Source organism: Amycolatopsis sp. NPDC045836 (assembly GCF_056431745.1).
In genome coordinates this window covers 163,402-180,165 of the sequence record NZ_JBWKKF010000015.1, presented here as the reverse complement: position 1 = coordinate 180,165, position 16,764 = coordinate 163,402, and the positions used below count along the sequence as shown (strand labels likewise).

17 protein-coding genes and 1 pseudogene are annotated in these 16,764 nt (G+C 72.3%); 5 read left to right on the top strand and 13 right to left on the bottom strand.

All coding sequences use genetic code 11. The features are described 5' to 3' along the window. Window positions 1–167: 167 nt before the first annotated feature. The 3 genes and pseudogenes from AC07EG_RS27720 to AC07EG_RS27710 all read left to right on the top strand — a co-directional run. Window positions 168–566, top strand: a pseudogene (locus AC07EG_RS27720) (FAD-binding domain-containing protein); the annotation flags it as partial. Between the two features lie 88 nt (window positions 567–654). Next, window positions 655–1,386 (top strand): HAD family hydrolase, encoded by a 732-nt coding sequence (locus tag AC07EG_RS27715; protein ID WP_478256125.1) that lies wholly within the window; start codon window positions 655–657, stop codon window positions 1,384–1,386. Window positions 1,387–1,439: 53 nt separating this feature from the next. Beyond that, entirely contained in the window at window positions 1,440–3,731 is a 2,292-nt protein-coding gene (locus tag AC07EG_RS27710) for a glycoside hydrolase family 65 protein (protein ID WP_478256154.1), read from the top strand. A gap of 3 nt (window positions 3,732–3,734) precedes the next feature. Here the strand turns inward: AC07EG_RS27710 and AC07EG_RS27705 are convergent, their stop codons facing one another. The 4 genes from AC07EG_RS27705 to AC07EG_RS27690 are packed head-to-tail and all read right to left on the bottom strand — an operon-like array spanning window position 3,735 to window position 6,140. After that, entirely contained in the window at window positions 3,735–4,382 is a 648-nt protein-coding gene (locus AC07EG_RS27705; RefSeq protein ID WP_478256124.1) for a dihydrofolate reductase family protein, read from the bottom strand. 59 nt (window positions 4,383–4,441) lie between these two features. Beyond that, a complete protein-coding gene (locus tag AC07EG_RS27700; RefSeq protein WP_478256123.1) occupies window positions 4,442–4,630 on the bottom strand; it encodes a hypothetical protein in 189 nt (62 codons plus the stop codon). Window positions 4,631–4,671: 41 nt separating this feature from the next. Continuing rightward, window positions 4,672–5,166 carry a hypothetical protein gene (locus AC07EG_RS27695; RefSeq protein ID WP_478256122.1) on the bottom strand — a complete coding sequence of 165 codons (495 nt, stop codon included), beginning with the start codon at window positions 5,164–5,166 and terminating at the stop codon, window positions 4,672–4,674. Between the two features lie 29 nt (window positions 5,167–5,195). Next, the gene (locus AC07EG_RS27690) at window positions 5,196–6,140 is read right to left on the bottom strand and encodes a Ppx/GppA phosphatase family protein (RefSeq protein WP_478256121.1); all 945 of its coding nucleotides are present in this window, start codon (window positions 6,138–6,140) and stop codon (window positions 5,196–5,198) included. Window positions 6,141–6,293: 153 nt separating this feature from the next. Here AC07EG_RS27690 and AC07EG_RS27685 point away from each other — a divergent pair, with 153 nt between their 5' ends. Then, the gene (locus AC07EG_RS27685) at window positions 6,294–6,944 is read left to right on the top strand and encodes a sortase domain-containing protein (protein WP_478256120.1); all 651 of its coding nucleotides are present in this window, start codon (window positions 6,294–6,296) and stop codon (window positions 6,942–6,944) included. A 586-nt stretch (window positions 6,945–7,530) separates the two neighbouring features. Here the strand turns inward: AC07EG_RS27685 and AC07EG_RS27680 are convergent. The 9 genes from AC07EG_RS27680 to AC07EG_RS27640 all read right to left on the bottom strand — a co-directional run bounded on the left by AC07EG_RS27680 (window position 7,531) and on the right by AC07EG_RS27640 (window position 15,386). After that, on the bottom strand, window positions 7,531–8,580 hold the full coding sequence (locus AC07EG_RS27680) for a dipeptidase (protein WP_478256119.1): 1,050 nt from the start codon (window positions 8,578–8,580) through the stop codon (window positions 7,531–7,533). Window positions 8,581–8,625: 45 nt separating this feature from the next. Continuing rightward, entirely contained in the window at window positions 8,626–10,608 is a 1,983-nt protein-coding gene (locus tag AC07EG_RS27675; RefSeq protein WP_478256118.1) for a peptidoglycan D,D-transpeptidase FtsI family protein, read from the bottom strand. Then, complete coding sequence (ftsL, locus tag AC07EG_RS27670) at window positions 10,608–11,297, bottom strand: cell division protein FtsL (protein WP_478256117.1); 690 nt, start codon at window positions 11,295–11,297, stop codon at window positions 10,608–10,610. Before ftsL ends, AC07EG_RS27675 begins: the two co-directional genes overlap by 1 nt. Further along, a complete protein-coding gene (gene rsmH / locus AC07EG_RS27665) occupies window positions 11,294–12,244 on the bottom strand; it encodes a 16S rRNA (cytosine(1402)-N(4))-methyltransferase RsmH (RefSeq protein ID WP_478256116.1) in 951 nt (316 codons plus the stop codon). Before rsmH ends, ftsL begins: the two co-directional genes overlap by 4 nt. Before the next feature lie 207 nt (window positions 12,245–12,451). Then, window positions 12,452–12,883, bottom strand: a complete 432-nt coding sequence (gene mraZ / locus AC07EG_RS27660) for a division/cell wall cluster transcriptional repressor MraZ (protein ID WP_478256115.1) — start codon at window positions 12,881–12,883, stop codon at window positions 12,452–12,454. Window positions 12,884–13,185: 302 nt separating this feature from the next. Next, window positions 13,186–13,917 carry an ESX secretion-associated protein EspG gene (locus AC07EG_RS27655; protein WP_478256114.1) on the bottom strand — a complete coding sequence of 244 codons (732 nt, stop codon included), beginning with the start codon at window positions 13,915–13,917 and terminating at the stop codon, window positions 13,186–13,188. After that, window positions 13,914–14,483 (bottom strand): PE-PGRS family protein, encoded by a 570-nt coding sequence (locus AC07EG_RS27650; RefSeq protein WP_478256113.1) that lies wholly within the window; start codon window positions 14,481–14,483, stop codon window positions 13,914–13,916. Before AC07EG_RS27650 ends, AC07EG_RS27655 begins: the two co-directional genes overlap by 4 nt. Before the next feature lie 22 nt (window positions 14,484–14,505). Continuing rightward, window positions 14,506–15,033, bottom strand: a complete 528-nt coding sequence (locus AC07EG_RS27645; protein WP_478256112.1) for a DUF3558 domain-containing protein — start codon at window positions 15,031–15,033, stop codon at window positions 14,506–14,508. Beyond that, complete coding sequence (locus AC07EG_RS27640; RefSeq protein ID WP_478256111.1) at window positions 15,030–15,386, bottom strand: hypothetical protein; 357 nt, start codon at window positions 15,384–15,386, stop codon at window positions 15,030–15,032. The genes AC07EG_RS27645 and AC07EG_RS27640 overlap by 4 nt, the downstream gene beginning before the upstream one ends. A 296-nt stretch (window positions 15,387–15,682) precedes the next feature. Here AC07EG_RS27640 and AC07EG_RS27635 point away from each other — a divergent pair, with 296 nt between their 5' ends. Continuing rightward, a complete protein-coding gene (locus tag AC07EG_RS27635; protein ID WP_478256110.1) occupies window positions 15,683–16,762 on the top strand; it encodes an AAA family ATPase in 1,080 nt (359 codons plus the stop codon). Window positions 16,763–16,764: the final 2 nt, after the last annotated feature.

Genomic DNA, 16,764 nt, shown 5'->3' with positions numbered 1-16,764 from the left:
CGGCGGGACCCACCCCGCCGGGGCGCTGTTCGCGCTGCGGTCCGCCGACTGCCTGCGCGACCTCGACGCCGGGCTGAGGGGACTCGGTGCGGCACTGGTGATCCACCGCGGTGACGTGGTCGCCGAGGTGGCCGGGTTCAAGCCGGACCAGGTGCACGTGGCCGCCGATGTCAGCGGAGCCACGCACCGGCGTGAGGACGCGCTGCGCCGGGAACCGGGTGACCGGCTGGCTGGACGGGCTCATCACCGAGTACCCGCGGATGCAGGACGACCTGGCCGGGAACGGCACCTCCCGGCTGTCACCGCACCTGCACTTCGGTTCGATCTCGGCGAACGAGCTGGTGCACCGGGCCGGGTCGTCGGCCGGGGCCGAGGCGTTCGTGCGGCAGCTGCTTTGCGAAGGCTGGATGCACAACCGCGCCCGGCTGCTCACCGGCAGCTTCCCGGTCAGAACCCGGTACCTGGACTGGCGGGCGGGGGCGCGGCACCTCAGCGCGCACCTGGTCGACGCCGACGTGGCCGACAACCAGCTCAACTGGCAGTGGGTGGCCGGGACCGGCACCGGCTCGCGGCCGAACCGGGTACCACCGCTTCCTCGCCGCGCGCGGCGCGTGAAACCCGGCGCCCGCGCGCCACCGCCGGTACGGTTCGGACATGCTTGGTTTGCCCGATGGGATCACCACCTGCCTGTTCGACCTGGACGGCGTGCTCACCGGCACCGCCGCACTGCACAAGCTGGCCTGGAAGCAGACCTTCGACGAGTTCCTGCTGGCCCGCGACGGCGAGGGCTTCCAGCCGTTCACCGATCGCGACTACGCCGACTTCGTCGACGGGCGGCCGCGGTACGACGGCGTGCGGGAGTTCCTGGCCTCACGGCAGATCACCCTGCCCGAAGGCGCCCCGGACGACCCGCCCGACCGCCACACCGTGCACGGGGTCGGCAACCGCAAGAACGTCCTGGTGCTCGAAATCATCGAAGAGCGCGGGGTCAACCCGTACCCCGGCTCGGTGCGCTACCTCGAAGCCGTTCGCGACGCCGGGCTGAAGATCGGTGTGGTCACCTCCTCGGCCAACGGCGCGAAGGTGCTCGACGGGGCCGACCTGACCAAGTTCGTGCAAGCGAGGATCGACGGCGTGGCGATCGTCGAGCAGCGGCTGCGCGGCAAGCCCGCCCCGGACTCGTTCCTGGCCGGGGCCCGGGCGCTGGACAGCGAACCGGCCGCGACCGCCGTCTTCGAGGACGCCCTGTCCGGGGTCCAGGCAGGCAAGGCGGGCGGATTCGGTTACGTGGTCGGGGTCAACCGCGAGGACCAGGCCGGGCAACTGCGTGCCGCGGGCGCGGACGTCGTCGTCGATGACCTGGCCGAACTACTGGAGGGCAAGTGACGAACGGCTACGACAAGTCCGGCCGGTCGCAGTGGGAACTGCGGTGGATCGGCATGGACGTCGAGCAGCTGCAGCGAACGGAATCGACGTTCGCGCTGTCCAACGGGCACATCGGGTTGCGCGGCACGCTGGAGGAGGGTGAACCGCGCGGGTTGCCGGGCACCTACCTGAACGGGTTCTACGAGTCCTACCAGCTGCCCTACGCCGAAGCCGGGTACGGCTACCCCGAAGACGGGCAGACCGTGGTCAACGTGACCGACGGCAAGATCATCCGGCTGCTGGTCGAGGACGAGCCGCTGGACATGCGTTACGGCCAGGCCACCGCGCACGAGCGCGTGCTCGACTTCCGGGCGGGCACACTGCGCCGCACCACCGAGTGGTCCTCGCCGACCGGGCGCCGGGTCCGGGTGCACACCGAGCGGCTGGTGTCGTTCACCCAGCGCGCGGTGGCGGCCATCCGCTACGAGGTGGAGCCGCTGGACGGGGAGATCCAGCTGGTGGTGCAGTCCGACCTGCTGGCCAACGAGCCGATCGAATCCGACACCAGTGACCCGCGGGTGTCGGCCGCGCTGGATTCACCGCTGGTCGGCGAGTTCGCCACGGCCGAGAACTACCGCGCGGTGCTGGTGCACCACACGCGGGAGTCCGGGTTGCGCATGGCCGCGGCGATGGACCACCGCCTGGAGACCACCGACGGGCTGCGCACCCGCATCCACGCCGAGGACGACCTGGCCCGGCTGACCGCCGCCGTGGACGTGCCCAAGGGCGAGAAGCTGACGCTGACCAAGTACCTCGGTTACGGCTGGTCGGCGCAGCGGTCGGCACCGGCGCTGCGCGCCCAGGTGGAGGCCGCGCTGGACGGGGCGCTGCAGACCGGGTGGGAGGGGCTGCTCGCCGAGCAGCGCCAGTTCCTCGACGAGTTCTGGGAGTCCGCCGACGTGCGGATCGACGGTGACCCCGAACTCCAGCAGGCGGTCCGGTTCGCCCTGTTCCACGTGCTGCAGGCCGGGGCCCGCGGCGAGAGCCGGGCCATTCCCGGCAAGGGGCTGACCGGTCCCGGTTACGACGGGCACGCCTTCTGGGACACCGAGTCCTTCGTGCTGCAGGTGCTCACCTACACCATGCCGGAGGCCGCGCGCGACGCGCTGCGCTGGCGTCACTCCACTTTGGACAAGGCACGGGACAGGGCGAAGCAGCTGGGGTTGCGTGGTGCGGCCTTCCCGTGGCGCTCGATCAACGGTGCGGAGTGCTCGGCGTACTGGCCGGCCGGAACCGCCGCGTTCCACGTCAGCGCCGACATCGCCGACGCCGTCGCGCGGTACGTGGCCGCCACCGGTGACAAGGACTTCGAGCGCGACTGCGGCACCGAAATCCTCATCGAGACCGCGCGCCTGTGGCTTTCGCTCGGGCACCACGGCAGGCACGGCGGCTTCCGGATCGACGGCGTGACCGGTCCCGACGAGTACTCGGCGATCGCGGACAACAACGTCTACACGAACCTGATGGCGCAGCGGAACCTGCGTGAGGCGGCGGCGGCCTGCGAACGGCACCCCGACCTCGCCTCGGCGTTCGAAGTGGACTCCGGCGAGGTCGCCGAATGGCGGCGGGCCGCCGACGAGATGGTCATCCCCTACGACGACCTGCTCGAGGTGCACCCGCAGGCCGAGCGCTTCACCCAGCACGTGGACTGGGACTTCGAGGGCACCCCGCAGGAGAACTACCCGCTGCTGCTGAACTACCCGTACTTCGACCTGTACCGCAAGCAGGTGGTCAAGCAGGCCGACCTGGTGCTGGCCATGCACCTGCGCGGGGACGCGTTCACCGCCGAGGAGAAGGCCCGCAACTTCGCCTACTACGAGGCGAGGACCGTGCGGGACTCCTCGCTCTCGGCCGGCACGCAGGCGGTGCTGGCGGCCGAGGTCGGGCACCTGGACCTGGCGTACGACTACCTCGCCGAAGCCGCTTTCACCGATCTGCACGACGTGCACAACAACGTCCGCAACGGGCTGCACATGGCTTCGCTGGCCGGGGCGTGGCTGGCCACCGTGGCCGGGCTCGGCGGCATGCGCGACCACGACGGCAGCCTGTCCTTCGCCCCGCGCCTGCCGCGCGGGCTGGACCGGGTGGCGTTCCGGCTGATCTTCCTCGGCAGCCACTTCTCCGTCGAGATCACCGCCGACGAGGCGAAGTACCGGCTGATCAGCGGTGGCGAACTGAACATCCGGCACCACGGCGAGGAGGCCGAGGTGACCGAGGAGGGAACGGTGCTGCCCATTCCGGCCGCGCCGTCGCTGCCCGCCCCGGTCCAGCCGCCGGGCCGCGCTCCGGTCCGGCGGCGGCCGTAGGCTTCACCTCCGCCAGAACAGGTGGTGGGTCACGTCGCCGGTGGGGCTGGGGACCACGTCGCGGTGGAAGCGGTCGAGCAGTTCGTCCGGCGACTCCCACAACCGCGAACCGGAACCGATCTCCACCGGCGAGACGGCCACGTGCAGGGTGTCGACGAGGTCGGCGTCGAGGAACCGCCGGATGGTGGTGGCGCCGCCGCCGAGCCGGACGTCCTTGCCCTGCGCGGCTTTCTTGGCCTGTTCGAGCGCCTCGGCCGGTTCGGCGTCGAGGAAGTGGAAGGTGGTGTCGGACAGGGTGAAGGAGGGCCGGACGTGGTGGGTCAGCACGAAGACCGGGGTGTGGAACGGCGGCTCGTCACCCCACCAGCCCTGCCACTCGCAGTCGGTCCACGGCCCGCGCTGCGGGCCGAACTTGTTGCGGCCCATGATCTCCGCCCCGATGCCGTGGTGGAAATCCCGGACCAGGTAGTCGTCGAGGCCGCGGCTGCCACCGGGGTCGGTGCGGTTGGGCCAGCTCGCCGTGGCGCCGGCCCAGGCGAACATGCCGCCGGGGTCGGCGTCACCGAACGGCCGCTCGAGGCTCTGGTTGTCACCGGCGCCGAAGCCGTCGTGCGAGACGGTGAAGTTCTGGACTTTGAGCAACTGGGTCACTGGGCTCCTCCTGGATCGCGTACCCAGGAGAGACTGCCCCATCCCGCAAAACTCATCGGTCAGTCGGGCGGTTCGGGTTTCTCGCCGGTCGGCGGGACCTCCACCTCACCGGTGTTGGGCAGGTCGTCGACGTCGACGTCCTTGGTGCCCCGCGGGTCGAGGTCGGGGTGGGGTGTCCGGGGCACCTCCGCCGAGAGCGGCTGGTCCTCGTCGTTGTCGTCGGACGGCCGACGTTGTTGTTCACGCATACCCCCGGGGTACCCGCGATCGCGCCGGTTGACAACCACCCCTAGCCGAAGGCTTCGGTGACCGCGCGCATCCGCAGCCGTTCCACGGCTTCGCTCTGCGCGGCGGCGCGCTCCAGCAACCGGTCGAGCGCGGTCACGTCGAGGCGGGAGTCGGCGACCGCCCGGTGCCGCAGCGACCGCCAGCACGCGGCCTTGCCGTCCACGCCGAGGCGCATCGCCTCCAGTTCCACCACCCGGCTCAGCGGGGAGCGGCGGAACAGCTTGCCGTTGAACTTCAGCCGCCCGGCCTTCTCCCCCACCCAGGCCAGCGCCGCCTTGTGCCGGGCGAGGACCACGTCGAGGCGGCTCATGATTTCCAGCAGGCTGCGCCGGTCCTCGGCGATCTCGGCGGCCAGCCGCCGGACTTCGGGGCCGTAGTCGGAGTCGCGCTCGGCGGCGGTCATCCGGCGGCCCAGGTTGGCGCCGCCGGTCACGGCGGCCAGGTGGTCGTTGAGGTAGGTACCGAGATAGGCGTCCCGGCTCACGTGGGTGACCATTGACCGGGGGTACCCCACCCGGGGCACGGCTATGCGACGCGCAGGCCGCCGGCGGACTCGCCGTCCAGCATGGTCAGCAGCAGGCCCTCGGTGGTGGACCAGGGGCAGATCTCCACCCGCTCACCGCAGACGGTCAGCAGTGCCTCGGCCACGATGGCCCCGGCGAGGGCCTGCCGGGAGCGACAGCGGGAGATGCCGGGGAGTTCGGCGCGCCGGTTCGCGGGCAGCTTGGCCAGCCGCGGGATCCAGCGGCGCAGGTCGTCGACGTGCAGGGTGCGCGGAACGAAGTCGCCGTCCCGCTGGGGTCTCGCCCCGGCGAGGCGGGCCAGCTGGCGCAGCACCTTCGAGCAGCCGATGGCACGGGCGCCGCCGATCAGCTCGTCGGTCCCGCCGAGCGCTTCGCGCACCTGGTCCAGGGTGTGCTCGCGCAGCGCCTCCACGCGCTCGGCCGTTGCCCGGTCGCCGTGGCTCAGCCAGGCGCGGGTCATCTCACGGGCCCCGAGCCGGAGTGACCGCGCGAAGGTGGCGACCTCACCGGTCCCGGCGGCGATCTCGACCGTGCCGCCGCCGACGTCGAGCACCACCAGCGGACCCGCCGAAGCGCCGTACCACCGGCGGGCGGCCAGGAAGGACAGCTCGGCCTCGCGGCGGCCGCTGAGGAAGCGCAACTCGGTGCCGGTCGCCCTGGCCACCTTCGCGACCACCTGCCGGGCGTTCACCGCGTCGCGCACCGAGGAGGTGGCGAAGGGGAACACCGCGTGGCCCGCCGCGACGCGGTTCGCCTCGCGCACCGCGTCGATGATCGAGTCGATGCCGCGCTGGCCCAGCCTGCCGTCGGCGTCGAGCGCGCGGTCGAGGCGGAGCCGCGTCTTGTGCACCAGCGCCGGTTCCACCGGCGAGCCACCGCGCTCCACCAACACCAGCCGCGCGCTGAACGAACCGACGTCGAGCACTCCCACCAGTTGCTCCGCCACCCAGACCTCCCACCGCAGAACTCGATTGTTCCCCGGTGATCGAGCGGTCAAACCCGGTGAACAACTTTTTAACCTACCTCATCCGGGTGATGAATTGACCGATAGGGTCTCGGAGAGGTAACGCCGTGCCGGGTGGACGGCGATCAATGGACCATGGACGAGGGGCGCCGCGGGCTCGGGGACACCGGACGGCTGGCCACCGTGGTCGCGGCCGTGGTCGTGGTGCTGACCGGGGCGCTGACCGCGGTCACCCTGGTGCTCACCCCCCGGTACGCGGCGGTGCCGGTGACCGGCGGTGAGCTGGCCGTCGCGCCGCGGGAGGCCGCCGCCCCGGTCAGCCGCCCGCTGCCCCCGGCGAAACCGGTGTCGCTGAGCATCCCGGCGATCGGCCTGGTCACCGGCAGCCTGGCCGAACTGGGCCAGACCCCCGGCGGCGCGATGGAGGTCCCCGGCGACGGCAAGCGGGCCGGCTGGTACGCCCCGGGCCCGGCCCCCGGCGAAACCGGTCCGTCGCTGATCAGCGGGTACGCGGTGTACGCCTTCGCCAAGGGCGTGTTCCACCGCCTGCACGAACTGCGCCACGGCGACGTGGTGCACGTCGGCCGTGCCGACGGCTCCACCGCGGAGTTCACCGTCTACCTGGTGGAACACCGGCCCAAGCGCACCGAACCCGCCACCGCCGCCGACTACACCGGCACGCCGGGGAACGGCCCGGAGCTCCGCCTCGTCACCTGCGCCGCCACCTACGACCGCAGCGTCAGCGACCGAGCGGACGAGATCGTCGTCTCCGCCCGCCTGACCTGACCCCCACTCAGCGGGCGCGCCGCTGACCGGAGTTCCATTCCAGCGGGCGTCCCGCGAGACGTACCGGTGACCGAGGTGAGCACCGGCGCACCAGCCGGACCGTGCCGGGGACCGGCGTGGCCACCGGTGCCGGTGACCGAGGTGAGCACCGGCGCCACCAGCCGGACCGTGCCGGGGACCGGCGTGGCCACCGGTGCCGCCGCCGAGGCCGCACCGGTCACCGGTTCCGGGTTCGACCACCGCTTCGGCGAACCGAAGCCGACGCCCAGCCGGGCACCCGCCCGACGACACCAGCGCGGCCTGAACCAAACCGGCGCGGCCCGAGTTGCCCAACGGCGCAACCCGGGCCACCCACCGACGCGACCCGAATCACCCACCGGCACAGCCCGAGCCACCCATCAGCACAACCCGAGCCACCCATCAGCACAACCCGAGCCACCCACCAGCGCGGCCCGAACCATCCGCCAGCGCGGCCCCGAACCACCCGCCAACCAAACCGGCGCGGCCCGCGAGCCACCCACCGGCGCAACCCGAGCCGCCCACCGGCGCGGCCCGAGCTGCCACTGCCAGCGCACTCGAACCACCGTCAGGCGTCGGTGTACCCCGCGCCCTTGGCCACGTCCTCGGCGCCGCGCAGCACCCGCAGTACGTTGCGGCCCGCCAGTTTGGCCAGGTCGTCTTCGCTCCAGCCCCGATCGAGCAGCGCGCCGAACAGCACCGGGTACTTCGAGACGTCCTCCAGCCCGGTGGGCAGCGCCTTCACCCCGTCGTAGTCGCCGCCGACGCCGATGTGGTCGATCCCGGCCACCTCGCGGGCGTGCTCCAGGTGCGCCACCACGTCCTCGACCCCCGCCGACTCCGCGCCGGACACGAACTTCGGCACGAAGGTGACCAGGCAGACCCCGCCGTTGCCCGCCAGCCGCGCGAGCACGTCGTCCGGCACGTTGCGCGGGTGGTCGTGGACCGCGCGGCACGACGAATGCGTGAACACCACCGGCGCGCTGGTCACGTCGAGCGCGTCCCGCATGGTGCTCGGCGCCACGTGCGAAAGGTCCACCAGCATGCCGATCCGGTTCATCTCCCGCACCACGTCCCGGCCGAACTCGGTCAGCCCGCCGTGCGCCGGTTCGTCGGTGGCCGAGTCCGCCCACGGGGTGTTCGAGTTGTGCGTCAGCGTCATGTACCGCACCCCGAGGCGACGCAGGATCCGCAGCACGCCGAGGGACTCGGCGATGCTGTGGCCGCCCTCGGCCCCCAGCATCGACGCCACCCGGCCGTCGCGGAACGCGGCTTCGGCCTCGTCGGCGGTGCGGGCCAGCGCCAGCTGGTCCGGATAGCGTTCGAGCAGCTGGTAGACCACCTCGATCTGCTCCAGCACCGCGGTCACCGCGCTGTCGCCGGTGAAGTCGCACGGCACGAACACCGACCAGAACTGCAGGCCGACCTTGCCCTCGCGCAGGCGCGGCAGATCGGTGTGCAACCGGTCCTGCCGCACGGTCAGGTCGACCGCGGCCACCGCCTCCCGCGGATCCGGCCCGGCCAGGGCACGCAGCGCCCACGGCAGGTCGTTGTGCCCGTCGGCCAGTTGCGCCGCCGACAGCAGCGCCCGCGCCCGATCCACCCCGGCTGAGGTCATTCCCGGTCCTTTCACCCAGTTGCTCTTCCCGGGCGACCGTACCGGTCAGCTCAGCACGAGCGGGACCACCGGAGTCGCCGAGCCCGACAGCGGCAGCTGGTAGCGCTGCGCCAGGTACGAGGCCACGTCGTGGAACAGCGGCCCGGCCGAGTGCCCGGCGGGCAGCGTGGTGTCGGGCGCGTCGAGGTGGATGCCGACCACGAAGCGCGGGTTGTCCGCGGGCAGCACCCCGGCGAAGGTGATGTTGTACAGCGTGTCGCTGTACGCGCCGGTCTTCGGGTCGACCTGCTGCCCGGTACCGGTCTTGCCGGAGATCTGGTAGCCGTCCAGCGCCGCCTGCGGTGCGGTCCCCGAGTTCTGGTTCTTGCCCTTCTGCGTGGTCGCCCGCAGCATGTCCAGCACCGTCTTCGCCGTCTTCGGCGTGGTCACCCGGGTGGTCTTCGGCGGCGGCTGCTCCACCCTGGTGCCGTCCGGGTTGATCTTGGCGCGCACCACCCTCGGCTCCACGCGCAGGCCGCCGTTGGCCACCGCCTGGTACATACCGGCCATCTGCACCACGGTCATCGACAGCCCCTGGCCGATCGGCAGGTTGCCGAAGGTGGTGCCGGACCACTGGTTGCGCGGTGGCACCGACCCGGGGCTCTCGCCGGGCAGGCCGATACCGGTGCGCTGGCCGAGGCCGAACTTCTTCAGCATGTCGGCGAACGGCTCCTCGCCGAGCTTCTGCGCCAGCAGCAGCGTGCCGACGTTCGACGACTTGGCGAAGATGCCGGTGGTGGTGAAGTTCTGCGTGCCGTGCGTCCAGGCGTCGCGCACGGTGTGGTCGGCCACCCGCAGCGCCCCCGGCACCGCCAGCACCGACTCCGGGGTGGCGATCCCGTGCTCCAGCGCCGCCACCGCGGTGACCACCTTGTTCACCGAGCCCGGCTCGAACGGCGTGGTGACCGCCCGGTTGTTCATCAGGTCCGGGGTGGCCTTGGCCAGGTCGTTCGGGTCGAAGGTGCGGTCGTTGGCCAGCGCGTAGACCTCACTGGTCTTGGCGTCCATGATCACCGCGCTGCCGCCCTTGGCGCGGCTCTCGGCCACGTAGTCCGACAGCTTGCTCTGCAGGTCGTACTGCAGGTCCGCGTCCAGGGTCAGTTCCAGGTCGGCCCCGGCGGTGGCGGGCTGCAGCTCCCGCTCGGTGCCCGGGATGACCACGTCGCCGCCCTGCTCGGTGTCCACCAGGCGGCGGCCGGGGGTGCCCTCCAGCTCACTGTCCCAGGTGGCCTCCAGCCCGGCCAGGCCGTGCAGGTTGTGCTTGGAGACGTCCGGGTCCTCCATCTGCCACTTCGCCACCCCGACCACGTTGGCCGCCAGGGTGCCGCCGGGGTACTCGCGCTTGGCCCGCTTCTCCTTGCTGATCTCCGGGAAGTTCTCGCCGTCGGTGATCTCGTCGGCGATCGAGGGTTCCACGTCGTCGACCAGGAAGGTGAAGTCGTCCGGCTTGCGGAACTTGGCCAGCAGCTCGGCCTCGTTGGTCTTGTCCGGCAGCTTCTGCGCGATGAACTTCGCCGCCGCGGCGGAGCGGGTCTCGAAGTTCTGGCCCTTCTCCGGGTACTTCTGGGCGTACTCGGCCCAGTTCTTGCGCATCAGCCTCAGGTTCACCGACAGCGTGCGGTTCTCCACGCTGAACGCCAGCTTGGTGCCGTTGCGGTCCACGATGGACCCGCGCTGGGCGGGGATGTCGATCGGCGTGGTCCGCTGGCGCTCGGCGCTGGCCGAAAGCGTCTCGGCGTCGAAGGCCTGCACCTTGACCAGCTGGAGCCCGGCGATGGAGAGCAGCACCACCAGGATGATCCGCACCGAGGCGAACCGGCTGCGGGTGCTGCCCTCGGCGGTCTTGCCGTTGGCGCGGCGGAGCCCGGTGGCCGAATAGGTGCGGTGCGGCCTCCGGCCCGTGCCGCCCGCCGCCTGCGCGCTGGTCCGCCTGGCCTGCGCCCGGGTGCCCGCCACCCGGACCGGCCCCCGCCGCGGCCTGCCCGTCATCACTGTCCTCCTGGCGCCTGGTTCTGCTGTTCCTGCTGCTGTTGTTGTTCCTGCTGCTGCCGCTGGCTCTCCGGCTGCTGCAGCGCCGGGTCCGGCTGGCCCTGCGTCATCGCGGGCGCGGGCGGCGGCGCGTTCTCCGGCTCGGTGCTGTCGCGGTCGCCCGGCGCCGCCGGCCCGGTGGCCTTCTTCGGCTCGCCGACCACGGTGTAGCTGCCGTCCGGGTTGACGATGATCCGGGCCGGGTCGCCGCCGGGCACCATGCCGAGCGCCTTGGCGCGCTCGTCCAAGGAGGAGGTGGACTCCTGCTTGGTCACCTCGCGCTGCAGCCGCTCGGCCTGCTCGACCAGGCTCGCGTTGTCCTTGCGCAGCTCGTCGAGCCGGTAGCTGTCGGCGATGGCCTGGGTGGACAGCCACAGCGTGGCGATCACGCCGACCGCCAGCAGGCCCATCATCAGCAGCACGAACGACGCGCGCGAGCGGGGCAGCCGCACCTTGAGCTGGAACTTCGGCCGCGGCTGGGCCGGGGTTCCGCCCGCGGCCGGGGTGCGGTCGCCCGGCTCCCCGGCTTCGGCGGCGCGCTGCGCCCGGCGGGCGTAGGCGCGCTCGGCGGCCGAGGTCCTGGTGCGGCCGGTGGCGCCGCGCTGCTCGGTGCGCGCGCGCGAGCGGGAAGAACGCGTGGGTGCCGTCACTTTGCCGCCTCTCCGATCCGCTCCGCGGCACGCAGCCGTACCGAGCTGGCCCGCGGGTTCGCCTCGATCTCCGCTTCGTTCGCCTGTTCCGCCCCCCTGGTCAGCAGCCGCAGCTCGGGCCCGTGCCCCGGCAGCTCGACCGGCAGCCCCTCGGGGGTGCGGGACTTCGCCTTCGCCGCCAGTGCCTGCTTGACCAGCCGGTCCTCCAGGGACTGGTAGGACTCGACCACGATCCGGCCGCCGACGGCGAGCGCGTCCAGTGCCGCGGGCACCGCCCGCCGCAGCACCTCCAGCTCGCCGTTGACCTCGATCCGCAACGCCTGGAAGGTGCGCTTGGCCGGGTGCCCGCCGGTCCGCCTGCTCGCCGCCGGCACCGCCGCGTAGAGCAGTTCGACCAGCCTGCCGCTGCGCTCGAACGGCTCGGTCTCGCGCGCGGCCACCACGGCCTTGACGATCCGCTGGGCGAACCGCTCCTCGCCGTACTCGCGCAGGATCCGGACCAGCTCGCCGGGCGGGTAGGTGTTCAGCACGTCGGCCGCGGTCGGCCCGGTGGTCGGGTCCATCCGCATGTCCAGCGGGGCGTCCCTGGCGTAGGAGAACCCGCGTTCGTCGCGGTCCAGCTGCATCGAGGAGACACCGAGGTCGAACAGCAGGCCGTCCACGGTGGACAGGCCGAGCCCGGCCAGCGCGGCGGGCAGTTCGTCGTAGACCGCGTGCACCAGGTGCACCCGGTCGCCGTGGTGGCGCAGGCGCTCCGCCGAGCGCTCCAGCGCGGCCGGGTCGCGGTCGAGGCCGACCAGCGTCAGTTCCGGGTGCGCGGTGAGCAGGGCGTCGGCGTGGCCGCCGAGGCCGAGGGTGGCGTCGACGAGCACGGCGTCCGGCTTGCCGAGGACGGGGGCGAACAGCTCGAGGATCCGCTCCAGCAGCACCGGAACGTGCTCGACCACAACACCCACCCCCTTCTCGGCTGAACTGGCGAAATGCCGATGCCGCCAGGTCTCCGTCCGCCCGCTGCGAACCTGGTGCCGGGGAAGGTGCACCAGGGCCACTGAGCGGACAGAGGCCTGACGGCATCCGCGTGTCCGGCGCGGCATCCCTCTTCGCGGCCGGTGGGACCCCCGCCCCCCGACGGCGTGGGTGCCGGCGGCCGCGTGTCAGAACACGCCCGGCAAAACTTCCTCCTGTGCCTTCGCGTAGCTGTCCTCGTGTTCGTCCAGGTAGCCCTGCCACGCTTGGGCGTCCCAGATCTCCAGCCTGGTGATCGCGCCGATCACCACGCACTCCTTGCTGAGCCCGGAGTAGCGGCGGAGCTCGGGCGCGATGGTGATGCGCCCCTGCCCGTCCGGGCGTTGCTCATCGGTCCCGGCGAACAGGTAGCGCTGGTAGGCACGCACCGCCTCGTTGGTGAACGGGGCTTCGGCGACCTTGCGGGCCATCTGCTCGAACTCGGCGCGCGGGAAGACATACAGGCAGTGGTCCTGTCCCTTGGTGACCATCAGCCCACCTGCCAGCGCGTCGCGGAACTTCGCGGGCAGTGTGAGCCGCCCCTTGTCGTCGAGCTTCGGGGTGTGGGTACCGAGGAACATCGGCAGCCACCTCCCCGCCGGTCTCCGCCGAGGCGGGGATCGGCCACGGGGCTCCCTTCCGCCCCACTGGGCACCACCGTACCCCACTTTTCACCACAGTCAACGGCAATTGACCGCACATTCACCCACCAGGGCGGACGTTTCCGCAGGTGAGAGCGGTGGGGGCGCGGTGGGGGCGCGGTGGGGCGGCGGCGTCAAGATCCCCCATGTCGGGGGTGACGAGCAACGGATGAATGCGCTACACGTCCCCGGCGCCCGCCCGCCCGGCCCGCGGGGTGGGGAGGGGTGGGGGCGGTGGGGGGTCAGCCCTCCAGCAGGCCCGCCAGGCGCTGCACCAGGCGCGGTCCGTCCACCGGGGTCACCGTCACCCAGTCCTGACCGCCCCGGCCCGGCTCCAGCGTGCTCAGGTACGCGCCGACGTCGGTCCAGAACCAGCTGAGGCCGCCGGCCCGCCGGACGTGGGCTCCGTCACGCACCCGCACGGTGAACCGCCCGGCGCCGTAGATCGGCCTGGCCTGGATGGCGAGCACCTCCTGCAGCTGCTTCTCCCGCCCGGCTCGCCCGTTGCCACCCGAGACCGCGTCCTCGATCGCGGCGGCGGGCAGGCTGACGCCGTACCCCGGCCCGGGCTCCAGCGCGGGCAGCAGTTCCACGATGGACGGCAGCAGTTCGCCGTCCCGGATGCCGGACAGCCCGATCGTCCGGTTCGGCTGCGCGGCCAGCACCCCCTGCCTGCCGCCGGCCGCGGCCACCGCGCGGAACGGGGTGTCCGAGGTCATGTCCAGCAGCGCCTCGCACTCGACGTACACCGAGGCCGTGGCCAGTGTCCGCAGCCGGTCGGCGAGGGCTCCGTCGAGGCCCGACCCGGGGTCGTACAACCCGCGTTCGGCGAGGTTGGCGTAGACCGACTCCCGGATCTCCGCGCGCTCGGCGTCGGTGGTGCCGACGCTGTGGACGCCGAGGCCCAGCGGGACGTGCGGCAGCCCCAGATCGGCCCACAGCACGTCGAACGCGGAGGCGGAGACCCGGATCATGCCCGGGTGGTCAGCGGCGGCGGTGGCGCGAAGGACTGCTCCGGTATCGCGTCCCGCAGCGCCTCGTCGCGTGCGTTGAGCACGTCGACGGCCTTCTGCCTGGCGGCTTCGGCGGCGGCCCTGGTCTCCTCCATCGCCGCGGGCAGCCCGGCCAGCGCGAGCAGGTTCCCGCTGGCGGCGGCCTGGCGGATCATCGCGGCCGGGTCGTACTCGACCGGCTCCGGCATCTCCGCCTTGGCCCTGGCCGCGATCTCCGCCTGCGCGGCCACCGAACCGCCGAGCGAGGCCGACACCCCGGCCACCTCCCCGGACCAGCGCGCCGCCTGGCTCAGCACGCCGCGCAGGGCCTCACCGCCGGCTCCCGACCAGTGCTCGCGGCTGTGCTCCAGCAACGCGGTCAGCGCCTGGGCCGACTCGTGGAACCGCCCGGCCAGCTCGTCCCACTGGCCGCCGATCGCCCCCGCCTCGCCGGGATCGTTCCCCGACTCGACCTCGTCCTTCATCGCCTGGTGGCTGTATGCCTGGTAACGGCGGGTCGAGATCGGCGCGCTGCTGGGGTCGGGCATGGGTGCTCCCGTGGGCTGTGGCTCAGGGCAGTTTGGGCTCCACCAGTCCGGCCACCTTGTCCGCGCGGGCGCACGCGGCCTCGGTACCGGTGAAGTTCGTGTTGCTGACGTCGATCTGCACGCTCGCCGACTCCCCCGCGCCCAGCAACACCGCACAGGTTCCGTCATCGGCCTCGGCGTCGGCGACCTTGAGGGCTTCGCGGTCCCCGACTTCGATCCGCCGGGCTGCTTCCCGCTCCGCCCGGAGGTCGGTCAGGCCCTTCGACTCGTCCACCGAGATGGCCAGGCCGAAGGTGCCGGGTTCGGTCCAGTCGCAGGTGCGCGCGGAGCCGATGACCTTCGGCTCGCCGACCGAGGTCAGGCCCGCGGTGGACCGTTCTCCCGGCGACAGCAGCGCGCACGGGTCGAGCGCGTCCGGCGGCACGCTGCCCCCAGCGGTGGTCGGGGTCACGGCCGGTGGGCCGGGGTTCTCCCCGGAGGCGGCCGGACCGCTCTGGCCGCAGGCACCCAGCACCAGCAGCGCGGGCAGGAGGAGCAGGAGCCGGGTCATCCGCCGGTGCATTCGACGTCGTCCGCCGCCTGCTTGTCGGCATCGGAGTAACGCTCCATGGCCTCGGCGATGGTGACCTTGAGATCCGCCAGTTCCCGGCCGAAGGCGACCAGCGACTCCACCGCCGAGCCCTGCTGGCCGACGCCGTACTCGGCCATGAACCGCCCGACCTCGTCGGCGTACCCGCCGCCCAGCGGCACCTGCCTGCCGAGCACCTTGGCGTGCCGGACCATCTCGCCGACCACGTCCTGCAGCTCCGAAAGCCGCGTGTAGGCGTCACCGGCCAGATCGGGCGCCACGGTGAACGCCGCGGCGGCTCCAGCCGTCCGGTCCCTCGTCTCGACCTCCGGCATGTGCGAGCACCTTCCGTAGTCGGGTCAATCCGCTGAGCAGAATACGACAGAACGCGGCGTAAGCCCATCGCCCAGCCGACCAGGGCGTTACTCACTCGAATGGCGCAATATCGGCAGTAGCGCTCAGTGATCGAAGGGTTCTCACCAACGTTTCGCTCACGTTTGACACACTTCGTGGGAGGCTGACCGGTGAACCGGCGGGCCGGAAGCGGCACACCCGAGCGGGTGAGCCCGTACCTTTTCCAGAACGCAGTGCTTTTCGGGGACGCCGTGCGCGTCGGCACCATGGAGGTCGAGTGACGTCGAGAACGCAGTCCGCGGTGCCCGGCGACCAGGCGCCCTACTACCCCGGTGAGGCGGGGTCGGGCGGGCGCGCCGGCGGCGCCAACGGCCACGGCTCCGCGTCGCTCGGCGAACTGCACGACACCGCGGCCCGCATCGCCGCCAACGTCGAACGGGTGCTGGTCGGCAAGCCGGACGTGGTGCGCATCGCGCTGGTCACCCTGCTCGCCGAGGGCCACCTGCTGGTCGAGGACGTGCCGGGGGTGGGCAAGACCTCGCTGGCCAAGGCGCTGGCCCGGTCCATCGACTGCACGGTCAGCCGCATCCAGTTCACCCCCGACCTGCTGCCCAGCGACGTCACCGGGGTGTCCATCTACAACCGGCAGACCGGCGGCTTCGAGTTCCGCCCCGGCCCGGTGTTCGCGAACATCGTGGTCGGCGACGAGATCAACCGCGCCTCGCCGAAGACGCAGTCCTCGCTGCTCGAGTGCATGGAGGAGCACCAGGTGACGGTCGACACCAGCACCTACGAGCTGGAGGAGCCGTTCATGGTGATCGCCACGCAGAACCCGATCGAGATGGAGGGCACCTACGCCCTGCCCGAAGCGCAGCGCGACCGGTTCACCGCACGCGTGTCGATCGGCTACCCCGACCCGCAGGCCGAGCTGGCCATGGTCGACGAGCACGCCGGGCACAACCCGCTCAAGGACCTGCGCCCGGTCTCCGACGCGGCCACCGTGCACCGGCTCATCCGCGCGGTGCGCAAGGTGCACATGGCGCCCGAGGTGCGGCAGTACGCGGTGGAGCTGGCCTCGGCCACCCGCCAGCTGCCGGAGATCCGGCTCGGTGCCTCACCCCGCGCCACGCTGCAGCTGGTCCGCGCCGCCCGCGCGCAGGCCGCGCTGGCCGGCCGCGAGTACGTGGTCCCGGACGACCTGCACGCGGTCGCCGTGCCGGTGCTGGCGCACCGGCTGGTGCTGACCACCGAGGCGCACGCCGCCCGCCGGTCGGCCACCGACGTGGTCCGCGCGGTGCTCGGCCGGGTGCCGGTGCCGCAGGCCGGTGCGCAGGCCAACGGGCAGAGCCGCCGGTAGCC

What these genes read in the sequence shown, in the direction of transcription:
- AC07EG_RS27715 (WP_478256125.1), top strand. Translation starts at nt 655, where the DNA reads ATGCTTGGTTTGCCCGATGGGATCACCACCTGCCTGTTCGACCTGGAC.
- AC07EG_RS27710 (WP_478256154.1), top strand. Translation starts at nt 1,440, where the DNA reads ATGGACGTCGAGCAGCTGCAGCGAACGGAATCGACGTTCGCGCTGTCC.
- AC07EG_RS27700 (WP_478256123.1), bottom strand. Translation starts at nt 4,630, where the DNA reads ATGCGTGAACAACAACGTCGGCCGTCCGACGACAACGACGAGGACCAG.
- AC07EG_RS27695 (WP_478256122.1), bottom strand. Translation starts at nt 5,166, where the DNA reads ATGGTCACCCACGTGAGCCGGGACGCCTATCTCGGTACCTACCTCAAC.
- AC07EG_RS27685 (WP_478256120.1), top strand. Translation starts at nt 6,294, where the DNA reads ATGGACGAGGGGCGCCGCGGGCTCGGGGACACCGGACGGCTGGCCACC.
- AC07EG_RS27680 (WP_478256119.1), bottom strand. Translation starts at nt 8,580, where the DNA reads ATGACCTCAGCCGGGGTGGATCGGGCGCGGGCGCTGCTGTCGGCGGCG.
- AC07EG_RS27675 (WP_478256118.1), bottom strand. Translation starts at nt 10,608, where the DNA reads ATGACGGGCAGGCCGCGGCGGGGGCCGGTCCGGGTGGCGGGCACCCGG.
- mraZ (WP_478256115.1), bottom strand. Translation starts at nt 12,883, where the DNA reads ATGTTCCTCGGTACCCACACCCCGAAGCTCGACGACAAGGGGCGGCTC.
- AC07EG_RS27655 (WP_478256114.1), bottom strand. Translation starts at nt 13,917, where the DNA reads ATGATCCGGGTCTCCGCCTCCGCGTTCGACGTGCTGTGGGCCGATCTG.
- AC07EG_RS27650 (WP_478256113.1), bottom strand. Translation starts at nt 14,483, where the DNA reads ATGCCCGACCCCAGCAGCGCGCCGATCTCGACCCGCCGTTACCAGGCA.
- AC07EG_RS27645 (WP_478256112.1), bottom strand. Translation starts at nt 15,033, where the DNA reads ATGACCCGGCTCCTGCTCCTCCTGCCCGCGCTGCTGGTGCTGGGTGCC.
- AC07EG_RS27640 (WP_478256111.1), bottom strand. Translation starts at nt 15,386, where the DNA reads ATGCCGGAGGTCGAGACGAGGGACCGGACGGCTGGAGCCGCCGCGGCG.